General features: G+C 34.9%; 12 protein-coding genes and 2 tRNA genes. 9 read left to right on the forward strand and 5 right to left on the reverse strand.

Annotated features, from left to right (window positions below; genetic code table 11):
- Positions 1 to 1,530 precede the first annotated feature (1,530 nt).
- Positions 1,531 to 1,612, reverse strand: a tRNA-Tyr gene (locus LEP1GSC059_RS01595).
- A gap of 10 nt (positions 1,613 to 1,622) precedes the next feature.
- A tRNA-Thr gene (locus LEP1GSC059_RS01600) sits at positions 1,623 to 1,695 on the reverse strand.
- A gap of 160 nt (positions 1,696 to 1,855) precedes the next feature.
- On the opposite strand from LEP1GSC059_RS01600, the gene LEP1GSC059_RS01605 reads away from it, so the two are divergent.
- From LEP1GSC059_RS01605 to LEP1GSC059_RS01645, 9 genes are all read left to right on the forward strand, one after another.
- Complete coding sequence (locus LEP1GSC059_RS01605) at positions 1,856 to 2,242, forward strand: hypothetical protein (protein ID WP_036056844.1); 387 nt, start codon at positions 1,856 to 1,858, stop codon at positions 2,240 to 2,242.
- A gap of 65 nt (positions 2,243 to 2,307) precedes the next feature.
- Entirely contained in the window at positions 2,308 to 3,132 is an 825-nt protein-coding gene (locus LEP1GSC059_RS01610) for a transketolase (RefSeq protein ID WP_017215630.1), read from the forward strand.
- Positions 3,133 to 3,919: 787 nt separating this feature from the next.
- On the forward strand, positions 3,920 to 4,807 hold the full coding sequence (locus LEP1GSC059_RS01615) for a transglutaminase-like domain-containing protein (RefSeq protein ID WP_085976753.1): 888 nt from the start codon (positions 3,920 to 3,922) through the stop codon (positions 4,805 to 4,807).
- A 52-nt stretch (positions 4,808 to 4,859) separates the two neighbouring features.
- Positions 4,860 to 5,819: a polyprenyl synthetase family protein gene (locus tag LEP1GSC059_RS01620; RefSeq protein ID WP_020980163.1), complete on the forward strand. Its 960-nt coding sequence runs from the start codon at positions 4,860 to 4,862 to the stop codon at positions 5,817 to 5,819.
- Between the two features lie 671 nt (positions 5,820 to 6,490).
- Positions 6,491 to 7,060, forward strand: a complete 570-nt coding sequence (locus LEP1GSC059_RS01625) for a glutathione peroxidase (protein ID WP_002177831.1) — start codon at positions 6,491 to 6,493, stop codon at positions 7,058 to 7,060.
- Positions 7,061 to 7,590: 530 nt separating this feature from the next.
- Positions 7,591 to 8,475 carry a ChaN family lipoprotein gene (locus tag LEP1GSC059_RS01630; protein ID WP_036056832.1) on the forward strand — a complete coding sequence of 295 codons (885 nt, stop codon included), beginning with the start codon at positions 7,591 to 7,593 and terminating at the stop codon, positions 8,473 to 8,475.
- A 48-nt stretch (positions 8,476 to 8,523) separates the two neighbouring features.
- Positions 8,524 to 11,289: a transglycosylase domain-containing protein gene (locus tag LEP1GSC059_RS01635; RefSeq protein ID WP_036056835.1), complete on the forward strand. Its 2,766-nt coding sequence runs from the start codon at positions 8,524 to 8,526 to the stop codon at positions 11,287 to 11,289.
- The gene (locus LEP1GSC059_RS01640; protein WP_002177920.1) at positions 11,279 to 12,829 is read left to right on the forward strand and encodes a hypothetical protein; all 1,551 of its coding nucleotides are present in this window, start codon (positions 11,279 to 11,281) and stop codon (positions 12,827 to 12,829) included. The genes LEP1GSC059_RS01635 and LEP1GSC059_RS01640 overlap by 11 nt, the downstream gene beginning before the upstream one ends.
- Before the next feature lie 995 nt (positions 12,830 to 13,824).
- Positions 13,825 to 14,823 carry a hypothetical protein gene (locus LEP1GSC059_RS01645; protein ID WP_017215633.1) on the forward strand — a complete coding sequence of 333 codons (999 nt, stop codon included), beginning with the start codon at positions 13,825 to 13,827 and terminating at the stop codon, positions 14,821 to 14,823.
- A gap of 399 nt (positions 14,824 to 15,222) precedes the next feature.
- Here the strand turns inward: LEP1GSC059_RS01645 and LEP1GSC059_RS01650 are convergent, their stop codons facing one another.
- The 3 genes from LEP1GSC059_RS01650 to LEP1GSC059_RS01660 all read right to left on the reverse strand — a co-directional run bounded on the left by LEP1GSC059_RS01650 (position 15,223) and on the right by LEP1GSC059_RS01660 (position 17,892).
- Positions 15,223 to 15,648: a DUF1801 domain-containing protein gene (locus tag LEP1GSC059_RS01650; RefSeq protein ID WP_020980156.1), complete on the reverse strand. Its 426-nt coding sequence runs from the start codon at positions 15,646 to 15,648 to the stop codon at positions 15,223 to 15,225.
- A 1,267-nt stretch (positions 15,649 to 16,915) separates the two neighbouring features.
- Complete coding sequence (locus LEP1GSC059_RS01655) at positions 16,916 to 17,104, reverse strand: hypothetical protein (RefSeq protein ID WP_002177869.1); 189 nt, start codon at positions 17,102 to 17,104, stop codon at positions 16,916 to 16,918.
- Entirely contained in the window at positions 17,101 to 17,892 is a 792-nt protein-coding gene (locus LEP1GSC059_RS01660; RefSeq protein WP_017215635.1) for a pentapeptide repeat-containing protein, read from the reverse strand. Before LEP1GSC059_RS01660 ends, LEP1GSC059_RS01655 begins: the two co-directional genes overlap by 4 nt.
- Positions 17,893 to 17,931 lie beyond the last annotated feature (39 nt).

Consider the following 17,931-nt stretch of genomic DNA (forward strand, 5'->3'; position numbering starts at 1 on the left):
TTATTTTTTATGAAAAATCAAACTATGAGACAAGTTTACATCGTTCAGGGTAGATAGTATAATGGCATCAACTTTTATTGCAAAAGTTTGTTTACTATTTGCACTATCAAAATTAATGGTCGATTTTACCAAAGATACAGAAGTCCTTAAACATCGCATTGAATCGGAATTTTTTGGTTTTTTTGAAGGAGATTTTGTATTCTAAGTTTTGAAACAAGCTCACTATAGTATTATTTTCATATATTCGAGTTATAAGTACAATATATTATAACTATATTATGTAGTTAACGTAAATTCAGTGTTAACCAATGCAAAAATGATTATTATGTTGTGCTTAAAACAAGATCCGTAAAGAACGTTTTACTGAGTTTGAGCCGTATAGGGGAATGAGATATTGAGTTGGAAAACTCAGTGGATGCCTCTTTGTACTCAGTAAACAGTAGGTGTTTAGATTGGCATCAAGAAAGCAACACTGAGTTCGGGAAGTCGTTACATTGAGTTTTTTTATTCACAAAAATTTTATTACGTCTAATTCTCGTTAGTTGTCAGTTATTGTAAAATTCAGATTCATAATAGTTTCTACAGATTAAGTCACATTACGAATTTTTAAACATTCATTTTTCGTAATTGGAATTTGTGTTAGTTCCCACATTTTAAAAATCCGGTTGTAAAATTCAGATTCGTAATAGTTATTAACATTTTATTTTTATGAAAAAATCAGATTTTATAAAACGGAATCTTTTATTTTGAGCTTTCTTCTGGTTTCATTTTCATCGGATTTTTTATGGTTTTTGGGCGTTTGTCCGTGATTTTGTTTTTGATTCGATCCATCTATAACCTTACCCACAGTTGAAGAGGATTTTGAACCAGAAGGATCAAAAACGCACATTTTTCAAGTGTTCCGACAAGAATGAGTCTTTTTACTTGCAAAAAGTATGTTTTTCTGATAAAGCAAAGTCTCTCAAACTTTTCTACCTCACCACCTAAAATTAGGGAAAACTCATGCAACGCTCTCAAACTCAGCGTCTCGTTTCTATTGGCGCTCGACAGATAGCGTTTTATTTGCATTATTCGCCATTTGAACACTTTTTCAGGAGCGGCTGACTAGAATAAAGTGAGTTCGGCTATGATTTATTTTTCTGAAAAGAATTGGAACCTGAACTTTGCAGATCGATTCCTAAAATGTGGGAACTACTGCAAATCACGATTTTACGAACAAATTCTAAAATTCTAGGAACGCATACTTTTAAAAGATTCTTTCTCATCTTTTAGGCTAAACTCACGTTAAATAAGTATGGGTCGCGAACACATTGTTCAATTCGAATCCTTCTAAGTTGATTTGAGATTTAATTGAAAGAATAGAGTTTTATTGGGCAGGGAAGGATTCGCCTCCCCATCGCTCGACCTCGTGGTCTCGCTCGCGTAGGCTCGTCACAATGTTTGCTCGACTTCCTGTCTCGCATCGCTCCCTTATGGGTCGCGAACACATTGTTCAATTCGAATCCTTTTAAGTTGAATAGAAAATTTTATTGGGCAGGGAAGGATTCGAACCTTCGAAGACATAGTCAGCAGATTTACAGTCTGCCCTCGTTGGCCACTTGAGTACCTACCCGAAGAAAAACAGCTGCCTATAGGAATCGAACCCACAACCGTCTGATTACAAATCAGATGCTCTACCAATTGAGCTAAGGCAGCAATTTGTTATGGAAGCCAGTATTGCAGGCTCTTTTTCTTGGTCAAATAAAAAATCCGAACGGGCTATTTCCGAACATTTCGGGAATGATTTCTTTTCTTAATTTTAGAATTTACTTGAAAAAGAGTTTGGACCGCGGTTCGTATGTCGAAAATAAAAAAGATGATTCTAACCCTGATACATATAGGAATGACTTTTTCAATTTCTTGTTTTTACACTGGTTATTATTTTCGTTTTAGAAAAAATTCTCTGCATCGTATTTTCAATCTGTTCGGTGCGGCTTTTAACCTAACAACTGCCTTTTCACTTTTATATCTGAAGTATTTAGGTGGCGGTTTAGAAAAAGTGGGGATTGTTCCTGCTGTAGAACGTTGGATCATTGATACTCATCGCGTATTCGCATTATTGACCTTGGTTTTAATGCTTTTGATGATATGGTCCGGGATCACTCGAAAAAAAGAATTTCACAGAAAACTACACTATATTTTCCTTCCTCTATACACTGCTATTTTCCTTTCCGGTTTGGTATTGTTTCGTTCTTCGAACTGACCTTATTCCGGCGCCTTGTTTTTTTTAGGTTGGGAATCGCATGATCTTATTCGCTTAGGAAGAATATGAACGAAATCAAAGAACTCAAGAATTTTGCAAACGAACTCAGAAAGAGTGTAATTAAAATGGTAACTGCTGCAAACTCTGGCCATCCGGGCGGTCCCTTAGGTCTTGCCGATATTTACGCGGTTCTATATAAGAAAATTCTAAATCATAAACCTTCTAATCCGGATTGGGAAGAAAGAGATCGTCTGATTCTTTCCAATGGTCATGTATGTGCAATTCGTTATGCGGCTATGGCTCATTCCGGTTATTTTCCGGTCGAAGATCTAATGACTTTTCGCAAACTGGGAAGTAAACTTCAAGGCCATCCTTCTACCCGTTATATGAACGGTATCGAAAGTTCTTCTGGTTCTTTAGGCCAGGGACTTTCTGTTTCCGTTGGTCTTGCACTTGGTGCTAGATTTAAAAAACAAAATCATAAAATTTATACCTGTATTTCCGACGGAGAATGCGGTGAAGGAATGACCTGGGAAGCTGCCCAATCCGCTGTACATTATAAATTGGATAATCTGATTGCTTTTATGGATAAGAACGGAATTCAGATTGATGGTTTTACAAAAGACGTAATGAATCTCGAACCTTTGAAAGAGAAATTTATTTCCTTCGGTTGGAACGTTTTAGAAGCAGACGGTCATGATATAGAACAAATTATCTCTGCATTTGAAAAAGCAAAACTGCATAAAGGATCTCCTACTATTATTCTTTTTAAAACGGTGCTTGGAAAAGGTGTTTCTTTTATGGAGAATAATCCAGGATGGCACGGGACTCCTCCTAAGCCGGAAGAAGAAAAAAAAGCTCTTGAAGAATTATCTGTAATTCCTATTTAAAAAATCCTCTTAACTGCTGTTATGTGGAATTTCGAGTTCACACTTTTTTAGAAAGTACTTTGTAAAATAGAGTTCATAGATTTGAATATAAAGTTTTTATTATAGATAACGGCTCGATTTCTATATTAGATTTGATGAGCCTCTATAAAATGTTAAAAATAATAGAATTGTTGAAAAATGGATCCTCCATCTATTTCTGTTTTATGAGAATGGTCAATTCAAACGGTTCTGTTAATCTGGATTATGAAATTTTTCAACAACTCTAATAAAGTAAAATATACTATCGATGAAAGTGGTTTCTACGATCAAAACTTTCTGATTTATCAACTGTCTTTTTATTGAAAGTGGTAACATTCAATTTTATCCTTTAAGATTGAAGAATTACTGATAATTGTATTATTATAAGTTGTCGGCAAATTTTGTTTCTAAACGGCGATTCATGTACAAATTTAAAATACTTATAGGCGCAGTTCTCAGTAGGATTGATGGACTGAAATTAAAATTTAAGAAAACACTTTTGTTTGGAGATTCATTTTGGGTTGATAACTGATCTGAGTCTTTTGTAAGTATATTCATTTTAAAACTTTTCTGAATCTTAACTTTCGGTTTTTTGTGCCGTAAGACATAGTTCATTTACGATCGTATCAAAATTCAAAATCTTATACTATAAGAAAACTTTAGTAAGTAAATGCTAAATTACTTTTGCGATAGCCCTCGTTTCATTTTTTCCGATGACGGATTTTATTCCGAATTGACTCATTTTGTTTTTTGTAAAAAGATATTGTTTATGCCTTATTACGAGTCTTTTCACCTTCCTCCCGATAAGTTAGAAGAAAAGTTTTACCAACTCGAATTTTCCAATAAGGAAGAAAAAGTTCGAGTGATACGTGAAATTGCGGACATGATTCCTTGGCAATTTGAAATCAACGATTTTATAGAAGAGTTTAAGGACCCTACGTTGAGGGTTTTTGCTCGTTCCGTTTCTTCCATCGTTCATCTCGAACGTATCAATACACGTTATTCGCTTCTTGCAGATAAGGGGCACGTCAACGACTACGGAGATTTAGAAGAGGCTGTATTTCTTTTGTCTAGTGTAGGAGATCCGGATGCTTCTTATCATGAGTTTAAAATTTATTTGGATCGGCTTGCGCTCAGAGTAGAAGAGTTATGCGATCTAAATCCAGAATACGTTTCCGAAGAATTGAAGGTTCATTTTTTAACGAGGGTTCTTTCTTCCGAAGAAAATTTTCAGGGAAATAACGATCAGTACGACGACCCGGACAATTCCTTTGTGACCCGAATTGTTCATACAAGAAAGGGAATTCCTATTTCTCTTTCCGCAATTTATCTTTTAGTCGCAAAGAGACTTTCCTTGCCTCTTTACGGGGTAAATATGCCACTTCATTTTCTTCTTCATTTCGATTCTACAGATTACGAAACCTTTATAGATCCGTTTCATGGAGGAGTTCTTTTGGATAAGTCTACCTGTATCCGTTTTTTAGAAGCGAATAGTTTTGTTCCAAGTGAAAGATATTTCACTAGAGCAAGTACACTTTCGATCATCAAAAGAATGTACCGAAATTTGATTCATATATATCGCAAAGAACAATTTCGAGATATGGAGGACATTCTTTCTAGGCAGCTTCTCATTTTGGAAAACAAACTCAAAGCCTGAAGAAGAGTTCCTGCTTGAGCCTGTAACCGTTATTTTAAATACTTGTCCCACGGTGAAAGCTGCTGTACTAAAAGATTCTCTAATTCGGAAATTTGATAAAAAATTAGAAACGATTATTCGGGAAGACCTTAAAATTCTCTCCGAAATTAAAACCTATACGATCCAGTCCGGTGGGAAGAGGATTCGTCCCATCCTTCATTATTGTTTTTGCCAACTTTTAGGTTATTCCGGTAAACACTGGTTAGACGTTGGGGCAATTGCGGAGTTAATTCACTCGGCTAGTTTACTTCACGACGACGTGGTGGACGAGGCGGAAACTAGAAGGGGACTTCAAAGTGTGGGTTCCAAATTTGGCAATAAAACGGCTATTCTTGCGGGGGATTATCTCCTCGCCTGTGGGATCGATCATCTAAACAGTTTGGGTTATCCCGAATTGATGGACTTTTTTACCCAGGTTATTAAAGATCTTTCCGTTTCTGAACTCATTCAAATGGAATGGGAAAAAAATCCTAAAATTACTTTAGATATTTATAATAAAATTATATATGGAAAAACAGCTTCTTTGTTTGCAGTTGTGTGCGTATCAGCTGGTGTTCTTTCCGGTAAAAGTGAAAAAGAAAAAAAGAAACTCAGACAATTTGGGATCGATTTAGGTTCTTTTTTTCAGAAGAAAGACGATGCGATCGATTATTTTACTTCTGCAAGTAAAAGTGGGAAAATTCCCCTCAAAGATTTTTATAACGGTCTTTATACGTATCCAATTTTGTTATTGCTTGATCAAGCCGATAAGAATGATAAAAAATTGATTCATTCTCTTTTTGCTAAATCGGAAAGATCGCAAGGAGACGGTATTGTAATTTTAAGTCTTCTTTCTCGTTATCAGGTTCGAGAACGAATGGATGTGGAGTTTCAGACGATCGCGAACAATCTGCTGAAATTCTTAAATGGTTTTTCGGAATCTACAATTCGTAATCTTTTAAGAGAACAAATTCTGAAACTTTTAGATGAATAGGTTTTGAGTATCGTTCTTTTTTGGTACGTAGCAACTTATGTTAATTTAAAGCTTGTCCCAAAACCTTCCAATGTGGGAACTACTACGAAAATTGAATGAGATTAATAATGCTTGAAAGTTTCCAAAATACAAAATGAGACAAAATCTGTGGGAACTAACTGTAGTTTATTAAAAATTTCTAAAGAATGATCGCGTAAAATTCTTTGGTTTTTGGGACAGGCTCTTAATAAAGTTGCTGAAAAAATTCTATAATTCAGATTAAAAAACTGTTTCAGTCGACCGTTTCTATAAAACAGAAACGGATGGAAAATTCATTTTTCAACAATTTGAATGTAGAATAATGTGAATTAACGCGAAAGGGATCGATGAATGAACTAAAGCAAAACGCTCTCCTGAACTCAGCGTCTCACTCCCTGAACTCAATGCATCGCTTCCTATGGGTCACTCTGCAGGGTCGCGTTAACTCAGCAAAACGCTTTTTACGAAAGCGTTTTAGGTCGATAAATTGAGACTAAGGACAATATGTTGTATAACGTTTCTTGCATGCAATTTATTGACCAGAGCTGAGAGCCCGGATTCGCCCAGACGTTTTTACGTCGAACTCACGTTAGATTCTAAAACTTATAATTCAGAAAAACGATTGAAGTAAATGAAAATTTAGTTTTAAATTTATGAAAGAAGGGGACAACTTTATGTATTCAAAGTATTTCATTTTGTTTATAATTTTAGGATTTTTTTTTCCATTAGCTGGGATTTTTGCAAAAGGAAGTTTTTACGATTTCAAAGTAAAAGACATCAAAGGAAACGAAGTGTCTCTTTCTAAATATAAGGGAAAGGTAGTAATGATAGTGAACGTAGCTTCCAAATGTGGTTATACCTATCAATATGAACATCTCGAAAAAGTTTATAAGAAATATAAAGATCAAGGATTTGCGGTAGTAGGATTTCCCGCCAATAACTTTGGAGGCCAAGAACCAGGAAGTGATCAAGAAATCGAAACATTTTGTAGGATCCAAAAAGGTGCAAGTTTTGATATGATGTCTAAAATTTCCGTCAAAGGAAAGGACATACATCCTTTGTATTCTTATCTGATTCAAAACTCTCCGAATCCGGGAGAAGTAGAATGGAACTTCGAAAAAATTTTAATATCAAAAAATGGTAATATAGAAGCGAGATACCGTTCTTCTGTTGAACCTGATAGTTCCGTAGTGACTCAAAAAATCGAAACTCTATTAAAGTAAATTGATTTGAATTTGAAAAATTCTTTTTTAGTAGAACTCTTGAATTTAATATTTTTATAAAATTCTAAACTACTAAAATATTAAAAATGAAGTTTTGGATTTATGCTAAAATTAACGCGAAAGGATCGATGCGAGAGGATTCAGTAGAGCGCTCTCTATGAATCGCGTTCTATGATGTTTCAAATTGTATTCTATTGAAGCTAAAGATGTAATATTGTATTATGTTTCTTTTATGCAATTGATTGACCAGAGTTGATAGTCCGGGTTCGGCTGCCTGTGGCAAACTGGATTTGCCCTGATTTTTTTACGTCTAACTCACGTTAAAATTAAGGTGTAGTATTCAGGACTATAAAATGAAGTACTCAATGTTTTTGTATTGAAACAGTTTTTGAGATAAAAATCCATTTTATTTAAATTTCTATAAGTTATTTTGGAAAACATTTAAGAACTTTAGTTTGGCAATAATATAGAAGAATTTTAAGATGATATTACGTAAAATCTTTGTTTGATGATATGATAGAGGTGGTTCTGTGATTATTACTCTTAAAAAAACTTTCATAGTATTTTTGTTTTTAATGTTAGGAAGTACAAATCCGGTATTTTCCGATGACAAATCGGAATCTAAAAAAAACTCAATTCCAGTTTCTATACAAAGTGGGGAAAGTGGGGCTCTTGTCAATTTTGAGACAATTCTAAAGAAGTTAGAAAATTATGATGTTTTAATTCTCGGAGAAGAACATGACGACGTCGTGGGACATCAAATCCGTCTGGATTGGTTTCAAAAGATTGCTTTAAACACCCCAGTGATTTTGTCTTTAGAAATGTTAGAAAGGGATCAGCAAAAAACTTTGGACGAATATCTAGCCGGTCATATCACAGAAAATTCTTACTTAAGATCTCTCATTTTTTGGCCTAATTATATCCGAGATTACCATCCTTTTATCAAATTTGCGAAAGAACATAACATTCCTGTAATTGCGTCTAACGTTCCAAAGAAATACGTAAATTTAGTAGCTTTTAATGGACTTGAAGCGCTGTTTAAAGTTCGTTCTGTGTTCTTACCGCCTAAATACCTTGTTCGTAAGTTTTCTCAGGACGGTTACGAGACCAAAATTAAAAATAGGCTTCAAACACATCCCGGAGTAAATTCGGAAAGTAGATTTATAGACGCTCAGTATCTTTGGGACACAGGAATGGCGGATTCGATCGCAAACGTTTTTTTAATGAAAGGTAAAAAGGTAATTCATATTAACGGTCGTTTTCACAGTGACGAGGGTTTTGGCGTTCCTCATCGATTGAGAGAGTTTGGTTTGAAGATTCTTTCGGTTTCTATGTTTCCTTTGAAGGAAGGCGACGTAGTTCCGACCGAAATACTCAAGGGTTGTGATTTTACGGTGATTACGGAAAGGAGATAAAAAGAGAATTAAATTGCTTGTCTGGAATTCGTACATTCTCCGACAATTATGAGGATGATGGAGACTGGGATTCAGACTCTAAAAACGGCTCGATTTTTATGTCCTGAATGTGGAACTACTTCTAGGCTTCCGGAAGGAGTTCCCACAGGTTCTGTTTTTAGACTTACTTGCTATCAATGCGGGCACAAGGTTTTAGTGAGAACGGATATTCCAAAAATCCAGACTCCAGTTCAGCCGTCCGACAAAATTTTACGTCATCCGGAATTATCTAAAAATGTAGGAACTCCTAAACTACAGTTACAGTCTGCTGCTCCACAGTTTCAGCCTGAACTGACGACTCCCCAAACATCCGGGCCTGGAATTTTTGAAAAACTCTCCGAGATTCAGAATCGACTGCGCCAGAAATTGTGGGAACTCACACAAAAATTTAGAGAAATAAAAAAGAATCGAATCGAATCCGATACTATTCTATCGAGTTCGCATTCATTTCTTAAAAAAGAAAAGATTATATCCGAAAAAAAACCGTTTTTAACCGTTAGGCGGGAAATTGGCGCAAATGGACAACACACAGTCAAAACACTTGCTGAAAGACTCAAAGAACAAATAGGCAAACGTAGTATCCGACTTCCAAATGTGATTTTGCTTTCTTTGGGAGCGGTTATTTCTCTACTTCTTTTGGGAATGATTCTTTTTTGGGTGGGAGTCATTACTCGAGAATCGGAACTCAAAGAGATGATTTCTTTATTCTATAATCATCAACCTTCTGTGATCTACGATCGGGATGGAAAAAAAGTTTCTGAGATTTTTGCAAAAAAAACGAGTAATCTGGAATGGGATGCTTATCCTGAAAATCTGAAAAAAATTGTGTTATTGGTGGAGGATCGTAAGTTTTTTTCTCATGGCGGAATTAACTATATGTCCTTACTTCGCGCAATTTTTGTGAACATTACAAGTTTTCGTTTTAAACAAGGAGCTTCTACTATCACACAACAGCTCGCAAGAATCTTGTTAGATGATAGGGAAAAAAGTCTCGTCCGGAAAATCAAAGAAGCACAGCTTGCCTTTGCGTTAGAATATTCATATGAGAAAAAACAAATATTCTTATATTATTTAAATAACGTATATTTGGGGCACGGAGCGTTTGGATTTGCGAGCGCGGCAGAATTTTATTTCAAAAAAACTCCTTCCGAACTCAGCACGGAGGAAATGATCGTACTTGCTTCTTTGGCTTCTGCTCCAAATCGTTTTTCGCCTTTAAAAAACCCAGATCTTTCTAGACAAAGGGTCAACGCGATCATTCATTCTTTTAGAGAAGATCAGATTTTAAAGGAAAATCCCAAAGCAAAACTAGACGAAATTTATCTTTCCTTTCATATGAGATCTCCAGGCGAAACCGTATTTGGAAACCGAAAGGATCATTCCCCTTATGTAACTGAACACGTGCGTAAGTTTTTGAATTCTTTATACCCGGATTCTAATATCTATGAAACCGGAGGATTTTCTATTTACACGACTATTTCCGAGCCGGTCCAAGCGGAACTTCCAAAAATCGTAAAGAATTACGTAGATAACGTACAAAAAAACGGATTGGTTCGGAAAACAAAACTTACGGATAATAAAAATTCCAGTGAAACCGCTGTTTTTAGAAGATATATACAAGACCTTTCTCCAGCGTTAGAATTGTTTATCGATACGGATTCTTTCGGCGGTGAAAATGAATCTGGATTACAAGTTGCGTTAGTCGCCGTTGACCCTTCAACGGGAGAGATTTTGTTGATGCACGGTGGTTCCGAATTTAAAGCGGATAATCAATTAGACAGAACTACCGCTATGAAACGTCAAACCGGATCTTCTATCAAACCGATTTTATATTCCGCGGCGATAGAAACCGGGTTGATCAATGCTTCTTCTCGAATTTTAGACGCCCCGTTAATTTATAGAAATCAAACCGGAAACTGGATGCCTGAAAATATTGGAAATCAATACGACGGAGATATTAGCGTTAGACTTGCTTTGGCAAAATCTAAAAATACCGCAGCGGTTCAAATTGCTGAGAAATTAGGAATATCAAAGATTCAGGATTTTTTTCAGAAGTATTTTTTTCCTGACTTGAAAGTATTATCTTCTCGATTTAGAGGGGATCTTTCTTTGGCCTTAGGTTCTTTGGAAATTTCACCATTGGAAATGGCACTTGCATATTCTGCATTTGCAAATGACGGAGTGATCAAACGCCCTTATCTGATTCAAAAGATCACGGATCGATCTGGAAAGATCGTATTTGAAAGAAAATCTACGGACGAGTTCGGTTTAAAAGTTCCAGAGGAAAGAAGGGTCTTATCTTCTCAGGTTGCGGAGATAATGATCGACTTACTTCATGGAAGTGCTAATTCCGCGGGAGTAAGAAATACTGGGTATAGAGGAGAAGTCGCTGGTAAAACCGGAACTACAAACGACAACAGAGATAACTGGTTTGTGGGCGTAAAACCTGGAATGTCGATGGCGATTTGGTTAGGTTACGACGATCCTAGTTACGGACTTGGCTCATCTGCGTTAGGCGGAACTGTTGCAGCACCTCTTTGGGGAACCGTTGCCAAAATTTTTGAAACAGCAGAAAGTTCGGACGAAAGAAAAAAATATCTTATTAGTGAACATGCGATCAGCGCGACCGTTTGTGAAGAATCCGGTAAACTTCCTGGTCCTTCTTGTAAACATCCTAAAAAGGAACTTTTTAAAAATGGGACTGTACCTTCCGAAGTTTGTCCCCTAAATCACGGAACAGACATAAAGCGAGAAGTCCTTCGTAATGTATTTTAAAATTCATTATTATATCATAATATTTTTAATTTCTATTTATGGTTTGTATTCTGTTTCTTACGAAGAGGCGTATGCGATGGAAAAAGAAGACCCTCTATTTTCGATTCCTTTGTATGAAGAGTTGGTTCGTACTTCTCAGAAATCGGATATACGTAAAACTGCGTCTTCTAGACTTTTTTTCCTTTATGAGAAATATCGCAAATACATCCCCGCGATTTTAATCATGACCCGTTCCGGAAAAATTACAGATAAAAAAGGAAAATACACTGCAATCGTAAACGAACTTGCGAATGGTTTGAATGTAAGTCCTTTTGCGTTGGTCTCTGTCGTTTCCGGTTGTAGTAAACCGATTCCAAAACCGGATGTTTTTTTTCAGGAAGTAAAACCGGTAGAATCTAAAGAGGAATCCGTCGAGGAAGAAGTATCTTCAACACAAGTGCTCGAAATTCCGGAGATGCCTCTATTGTTTAAAATTCTTTCAAAGAAAGAAAACGTTTCACTCTATAAGGTTTGTTATGCGGTAAAAATTAAAACGGGCGATTTTGACGGTTGGGAAAAAATACATGCTTTCGGAGAGATGAAAGGAATTTTATCTCCTGAAACTTCTTTGGCTTTGCGTATCAGTTTTACTCTTCATTCGGGGAGGGGTAGCGCCTATAAAAGAATCTATTCGGGCGGTAAGCTGAAAATGTTAAGCGAAGAGGGAAAATCAGATCTTTTGTATCTCTACGGAAAGTTTCTTAGAAATTTAGGAAGATATGATTCTTCTGCAAGATACTTTTGGATGAGCGGTTCTTATGCCAATAAAGAGCGAAGTGAAATTGAAACTGCAAAAACTCTTTTGATTTCTGGAAAAAAACAGGAAGCTTGTTCTAATCTTTCAAAAAAATTTTCTCCGGGAGATGAATCAGAAGAACTTTTATCTAGGATTTGTTTTAAAAATTTTGAAAGTAGTTCGGGCTTATTAAAAGCTATAAGTCTTTTAAATGTAGATACTACTGATCCTGTGTTTGAATACTTTTTAGGAAAAAATGTTTTAGACAAAACGGAAGAATCTGATTCGGATGAATCGGATTCTAATTACGGCAAACTTTTAGATGAAAAATTGTTTTCCGGAGAAAAAAATCCCACGCCTTTTTGGGATTATAGAAAAATGAAAACTGAGTTTAGCATCTCTAATCGCCCTTCTTTTATTTGTAAATATGGAAGGGGTTTTCTATTTCAGAAAAGTTTAATACAACCTCAGTATTGTGTTCCTTTTTCGGAATTTTCTTCGGATGCAATTTTGGCGACTCCTTTGTTTACTTCTGATCAGGAAGAGTTGAGTTTGGTTCTTTCTAATTCTTCTTATAGTGCGATACCTACCCAAATTATTTTTGTGAATTCGGATGGTTTGGAAGTTTCGTTTCAAATGAAAAATTTAGTATATCGTAAATCTCTAAATCGTTTTTTTGTGGAAGGGTTTTCAAACGATAAACAATATAAATTTTATTCAGTCGATTTAAATAAAATTTCTGTAAACATATTGGATTTAAAATAAATTTTTTGAATAAATCTATTTAGAGTTTGTCCCAAAACATCAAAGAATTCTATGCGATCATTCTTTAGAAATTTTTAATAAAATGCAGCAGTTCCTACAATAAAATTGCATTTGGCAATTTGCGAATTTTCGAGCAGTTCTAATGTCGTTAAATTTTTGTAGTAGTTCCCATATTTTTGTGAGGGGTGTTCGAAGTAACTCAGCAAACACCTATCGGTGTTTAGGTTTTGGGACAAGCCTCTTATTTAGTAAAACGGTGTTATCCGTTTGTTTTAGAACTTATTCAAAGACCACAAAACTAACTTGAGTTCTTGGAGAAAATGAGAAAGAATTTTCTAAAAATGTGAATTTCTACAACTTTGGAATTTATTCGTAAATCTTGATTTGCAGTAGTTCCCACATTTTAGATCGATCTATAAGTTCAGATTCAAACCTTTTTAGAAAAATGAATTCCTTATACCGAACTTACATTAAAATGAATTATTGTTGAATCTTCAATAAAACGCGGGAACTCTTACAGATTAAGCCACATTATGAATTTTTAAATATTTATTTTTTGTGATTCAGCTTATATGAGTAATTCCCACATTTTATTTTTTACGGAAAAATCAGGTTTTATAAAAAAGTCTCTTAAAGTGGTTTATAGACTTTTAAACAATTTTAAAAATTAAAGTGAAAGAGATCAATGCGAAGAAACTAAAGCAGAACGCTCTTTCGAACAAAGCGTCTCGCTTCTATTGAAACTAAAGACGATAAATTGTATAACGTTTCCTGTATACAATTATTGACCAGAGCTGAGAGGTCTGGTTGTCTTAGGCAGCCGGATTCGCTCTGATTTTCTTAAGTCGAACTCACATTAAAAATTATAATAGTTCCTACATTTATAGATTTTTAAACAACCTTAAAGTAAAAATTTAATATAATAGTAGCATTCTACTTGAGAAAGTGGAAGGGTTAAGAGTCGAAAAATTTTCAATTTAAGGAAAGTAACAAATTTGATTCTATCTAATTTCAATCAACCTAGGTTTAGAGAAAATGACTCGAAGGGACATTATGAAAGTTGGTTCGTCAGAGCTAATCACCCTAACGCGTGTAAGGCGATATGGATTCGTTATACAATTTTCTCTCCAAAAAATTTTCCAGAAAAAGCGATCGGAGAACTTTGGGCGATTTATTTTGACGGAGAAAAAAATACCCGATTCGTTTCTAAGTCAGAATTTCCAATCGATAAATGTAAATTTCATTCTACTCCTTTATCTATAATGATAGGAGATTCTGAACTTTCTGATTCTCATCTTAAAGGAAGCGCTGGAAATAAAAAAGGTTCCGAAGATTTTTTCTGGGATCTGAATATTTCAAACGGTAGTTCTCCACTTTTTCTTTTTCCTGAAAATTTATACGAGGGATCTTTTCCAAAGGCGAAAGTTTTGGTTGGAAATCCTTCAATACAACTTAACGGAAGTTTAAAGTTAGGTTCACAAATCATACAAATTTCAGATTGGGTTGGAAGCCATAATCATAATTGGGGATCCAAACATACGGATCGGTATGCTTGGGGGCAGGTTGTAGGCTTTGAAGAGGATGCAGATTCTTTTTTAGAACTCGCCACCGCCAATTTAAAGATAGGACCTTTTTGGATTCCTGCAATTACTCCGATCGTATTTAGATTTAGAGGAAAGGATTATCAACTCAATCATCCTTTTACAAGTTTTGGAAGGGCTAAGTATCGTTATTTCGATTGGAGTTTTTCTGCGAGTTCTAAAGAGATTCAACTCAAAGGTAGAATTTATGCGGAACCAAATGACTTTGCATGTCTTCAATATTGGAATCCTCCCGGTGGTTGGAAATATTGCCTCAACAGTAAGATTGCAAACGCGGAACTATTTGTGAAAAGAAAAGAAGATCTGACTTTTTTAAAACTGACTTCGAATCGTAGAACCGCATTTGAAATTCTTACAGACGATTTTTCTCACGGAATGAAGCCGGAAGTTTAGTAATAGAAAATTGTTAGTTCGTTTAGCTTTTTTTTAAAATTTAGAAATCAGTTTTTAATTAGAGTTGTTGAAAAATTTCATAGTGGAGTTTAACAAAACTGCTTCATTTTCTATTTCAATACAACGGAAACAGTTGGAGGATTCATTTTTCAAAAACTCTATTACAGAAATTTATATAAAATGAATTTATTATTGAATGTCAGTCGTAAAACGACGATTTGATGAAGAAAATTGATATTGAAAACACTGTTTTCAAACTTTATAGAGGTTTTCTTTAGTAGTTCCGAGTTTGTGTGTAATTGTAAATAGTATTATCAAGTAGAGGATAGATTTATAAAAAAGAAATTCCTCCTCGTTCTATGAACGTTATGCGCAGTTATTTATAGTTTCCATAAAGTTTTATTTTTTTCGTTTTTTATTTAGGTGATACGTCAATGCCAAAGAAATACATACTTTCAATTCTTGATCTGGAATAGGATCTTTGACGTTCAGCTGAATGGAACGATTCCCTTCGAACTCAAACTTTTTGGAAAAAAGTTCTTTAAAAGTGGAGATTAAATTTGTCTGACAATGAAAGTAGATCGCGTATTTATCTTCTTTAGACGGAACTTTATCAATTCGAATTGTACTTCCACTTTTTGTTTCCAAAGTCAGATAACTAGGCTGACCCCATTTTAAGGTTTCTTCTAACTTGCCAACACCTTCGGTCAAATCCGCAGTATCAAAAATGAGTTTTCTTAAGGAGAGTAACTTTTCACGGACTCGGTTTGGATAGTTTTTAAACACTTCGGCAACGTTCGGATCTTTAAATTTTATCTTAGACATTGGAATGATTCTCTGAAAAGTAAAATATAATGAAATATTAATGTGATTCTGTTTTATTCAGGTTATATGAAAAAGTATCCAGTATCTTGCTTGGAAACAGGGTTTTGCAATAAAAATTTACGGTATTTAATTTTATAAAATCGGTAATTAGAACTATATAACAGAGTACACAATTCAATATTTACAACTCAATAATGTAAGTTTTTCGTAAAAAAAAATTTGGGCGAATCCGGATTGCACATTCGGCTTCGATCAACAAATTGAATTAAAAACAAAATTCTTTCGATATTTCAATTCGTTATAGAACTCGATCTGTCGAACGCTCATAGAAGTGAGACACTAAGTTTTAAAGAGCGTTCTGCTCGTTTTCTCAGCTCAGCCGCTTTCTCATTGGATTCTACCGGATTTGCGTTAATTGATGTGAGTTCTACATAAGGAATTCATTTTTCTAAAAAAAGTTGGATCTGAACTTTATGGATCAATTCCTAAAGTGTGGAAACTCATACTTTCAAAAAATAAATGTTTTAAAGATTTATAATGAGACTTAATTTGTGGGAACTACTGCAAATCGCAACTTTACGAACAAATTCTAAAATGTAGGAACTCATACTTTCAAAAAATAAATGTTTTAAAGATTTGTAATGAGACTTAATTTGTGGGAACTACTGCAAATTAAGATTTTACAATCAATTCCTAAAATGTAGGAACTCATACTTTCAAAAAATAAATGTTTTAAAGATTTGTAATGAGACTTAATTTGTGGGAACTACTGCAAATTAAGATTTTACAATCAATTCCTAAAATGTAGGAACTCATACTTTCAAAAAATAAATGTTTTAAAGATTTATAATGAGACTTAATTTGTGGGAACTATTACAAATCACGATTTTACAGTTCAATCTCGAAAATGTGGGAACTACTGCAAATCGCAATTTTACGAACAAATTCTAAACTCATATTTTCAAAAAATTCTTTCTTATTTTCTCCACGAATTCACGTTAAATATAATTTTTTGAAAATTTCTGAGTCTTTGTAAGATCGCCTATTCCTATTTTCGTGCGTCCGAGTAGTAAGTAGAATTTACTTCAATTGGTTTTTAATTTTAAATCGATAGGACTGTAAAAACAAAAAAAATATGGCTAATATAAGAATATTCTAAAAATCGAATTCTTAAACTGACATACCGAAAGTATTAAAATTTACAGATGGTTCTGATTTTTACAGATAAACGATTGAGCTATATCCGTTTATGGAAGCATGAAAAAACTTAAACTGGAACTACGTCCGCAGTAGTTAAAGATTCGATATGATGTGTAAATCCTTCTTTGTCGTGAAATAAAACGACTAATTTATCGTTTTCAAAGGAAATGACTTCTACGATCGTATTTGTATGAACGAAAATTCCATTGTATAAAAAGGTGCGTTTAATGATTTTAACCTTGTCTCCCGGTTTCATTCCGCCTCTTTGTTTAAGAAAATATCTTTGCCTTCTTTTTTCATGACGGAAAAAAGATGGATTTGTTTTTGGTCGAGGCGGGTTCCAATATCATAGACTGCGTCCGTAAAATCCGCGCCTTCTACGTTTGCACCTGCTAGTTTTGCCCAACGAAGATCGGCCCCTCTAAAATTTGAGTTTCTTAGATCTGCGTTGTTTAAAAAAGAACCTCTTAGTTTGGCTCCGGAAAAGTTGGCGCCAACAAAGGAAGAATTTTGTAGAAATGCGTGACCTAGATTTGCGCCCGAAAAATCGACTCCGTCAAATTTAAGTTTTTCTAATATAATGCTAGAAAGGTCTTCGTCTTTGAGAGAACCTTTTACTTTCAAAATCTCTAATGCTTTTCCGGCGGTAATTCTTTTTTCTTTAGGAACGCCCTCTCCGTTTTCGTAATCTCGCACTGCTTGTAGTAGGGCTGAGACTGCGGATTCAGGATAGTTTTTTCTACGTTCCGGGAATTCGAACATGGTTTCGATGTCTGCAGAAGTGATCGATTTGAGTTGTTCGATCGTTTTCCCTTTGGCGAATTCTGTTGCCATTGCGAGAGCTACAATTCCGAACCCGCAACCGGTTGTGGTATAACTTGCGTCTGTGACCGTTTCGGAAGAATCGATTTTTAGATAAATTCGATAACCGTCTCCACAACCAATGTTTCTATAATTAGAAATGACGGTTGCGTCTTCCATTTCACGATAGTTGATTCGATCGTCGTTGATCTGTTTGTACCGCGCGAAGTCCATTACACTCATGAAAATTCTCCTGCCCGGTTGTTAGACGGCATAAAAAAG

The organism is Leptospira noguchii serovar Panama str. CZ214 (genome assembly GCF_000306255.2).
Lineage (GTDB): Bacteria > Spirochaetota > Leptospiria > Leptospirales > Leptospiraceae > Leptospira > Leptospira noguchii.

Coding starts and splice junctions, on each gene's coding strand:
- LEP1GSC059_RS01605 (WP_036056844.1), top strand. CDS start 1,856: ATGATTCTAACCCTGATACATATAGGAATGACTTTTTCAATTTCTTGT.
- LEP1GSC059_RS01610 (WP_017215630.1), top strand. CDS start 2,308: ATGAACGAAATCAAAGAACTCAAGAATTTTGCAAACGAACTCAGAAAG.
- LEP1GSC059_RS01615 (WP_085976753.1), top strand. CDS start 3,920: ATGCCTTATTACGAGTCTTTTCACCTTCCTCCCGATAAGTTAGAAGAA.
- LEP1GSC059_RS01625 (WP_002177831.1), top strand. CDS start 6,491: ATGAAAGAAGGGGACAACTTTATGTATTCAAAGTATTTCATTTTGTTT.
- LEP1GSC059_RS01635 (WP_036056835.1), top strand. CDS start 8,524: ATGAGGATGATGGAGACTGGGATTCAGACTCTAAAAACGGCTCGATTT.
- LEP1GSC059_RS01640 (WP_002177920.1), top strand. CDS start 11,279: ATGTATTTTAAAATTCATTATTATATCATAATATTTTTAATTTCTATT.
- LEP1GSC059_RS01650 (WP_020980156.1), bottom strand. CDS start 15,648: ATGTCTAAGATAAAATTTAAAGATCCGAACGTTGCCGAAGTGTTTAAA.
- LEP1GSC059_RS01655 (WP_002177869.1), bottom strand. CDS start 17,104: ATGAAACCGGGAGACAAGGTTAAAATCATTAAACGCACCTTTTTATAC.
- LEP1GSC059_RS01660 (WP_017215635.1), bottom strand. CDS start 17,892: ATGAGTGTAATGGACTTCGCGCGGTACAAACAGATCAACGACGATCGA.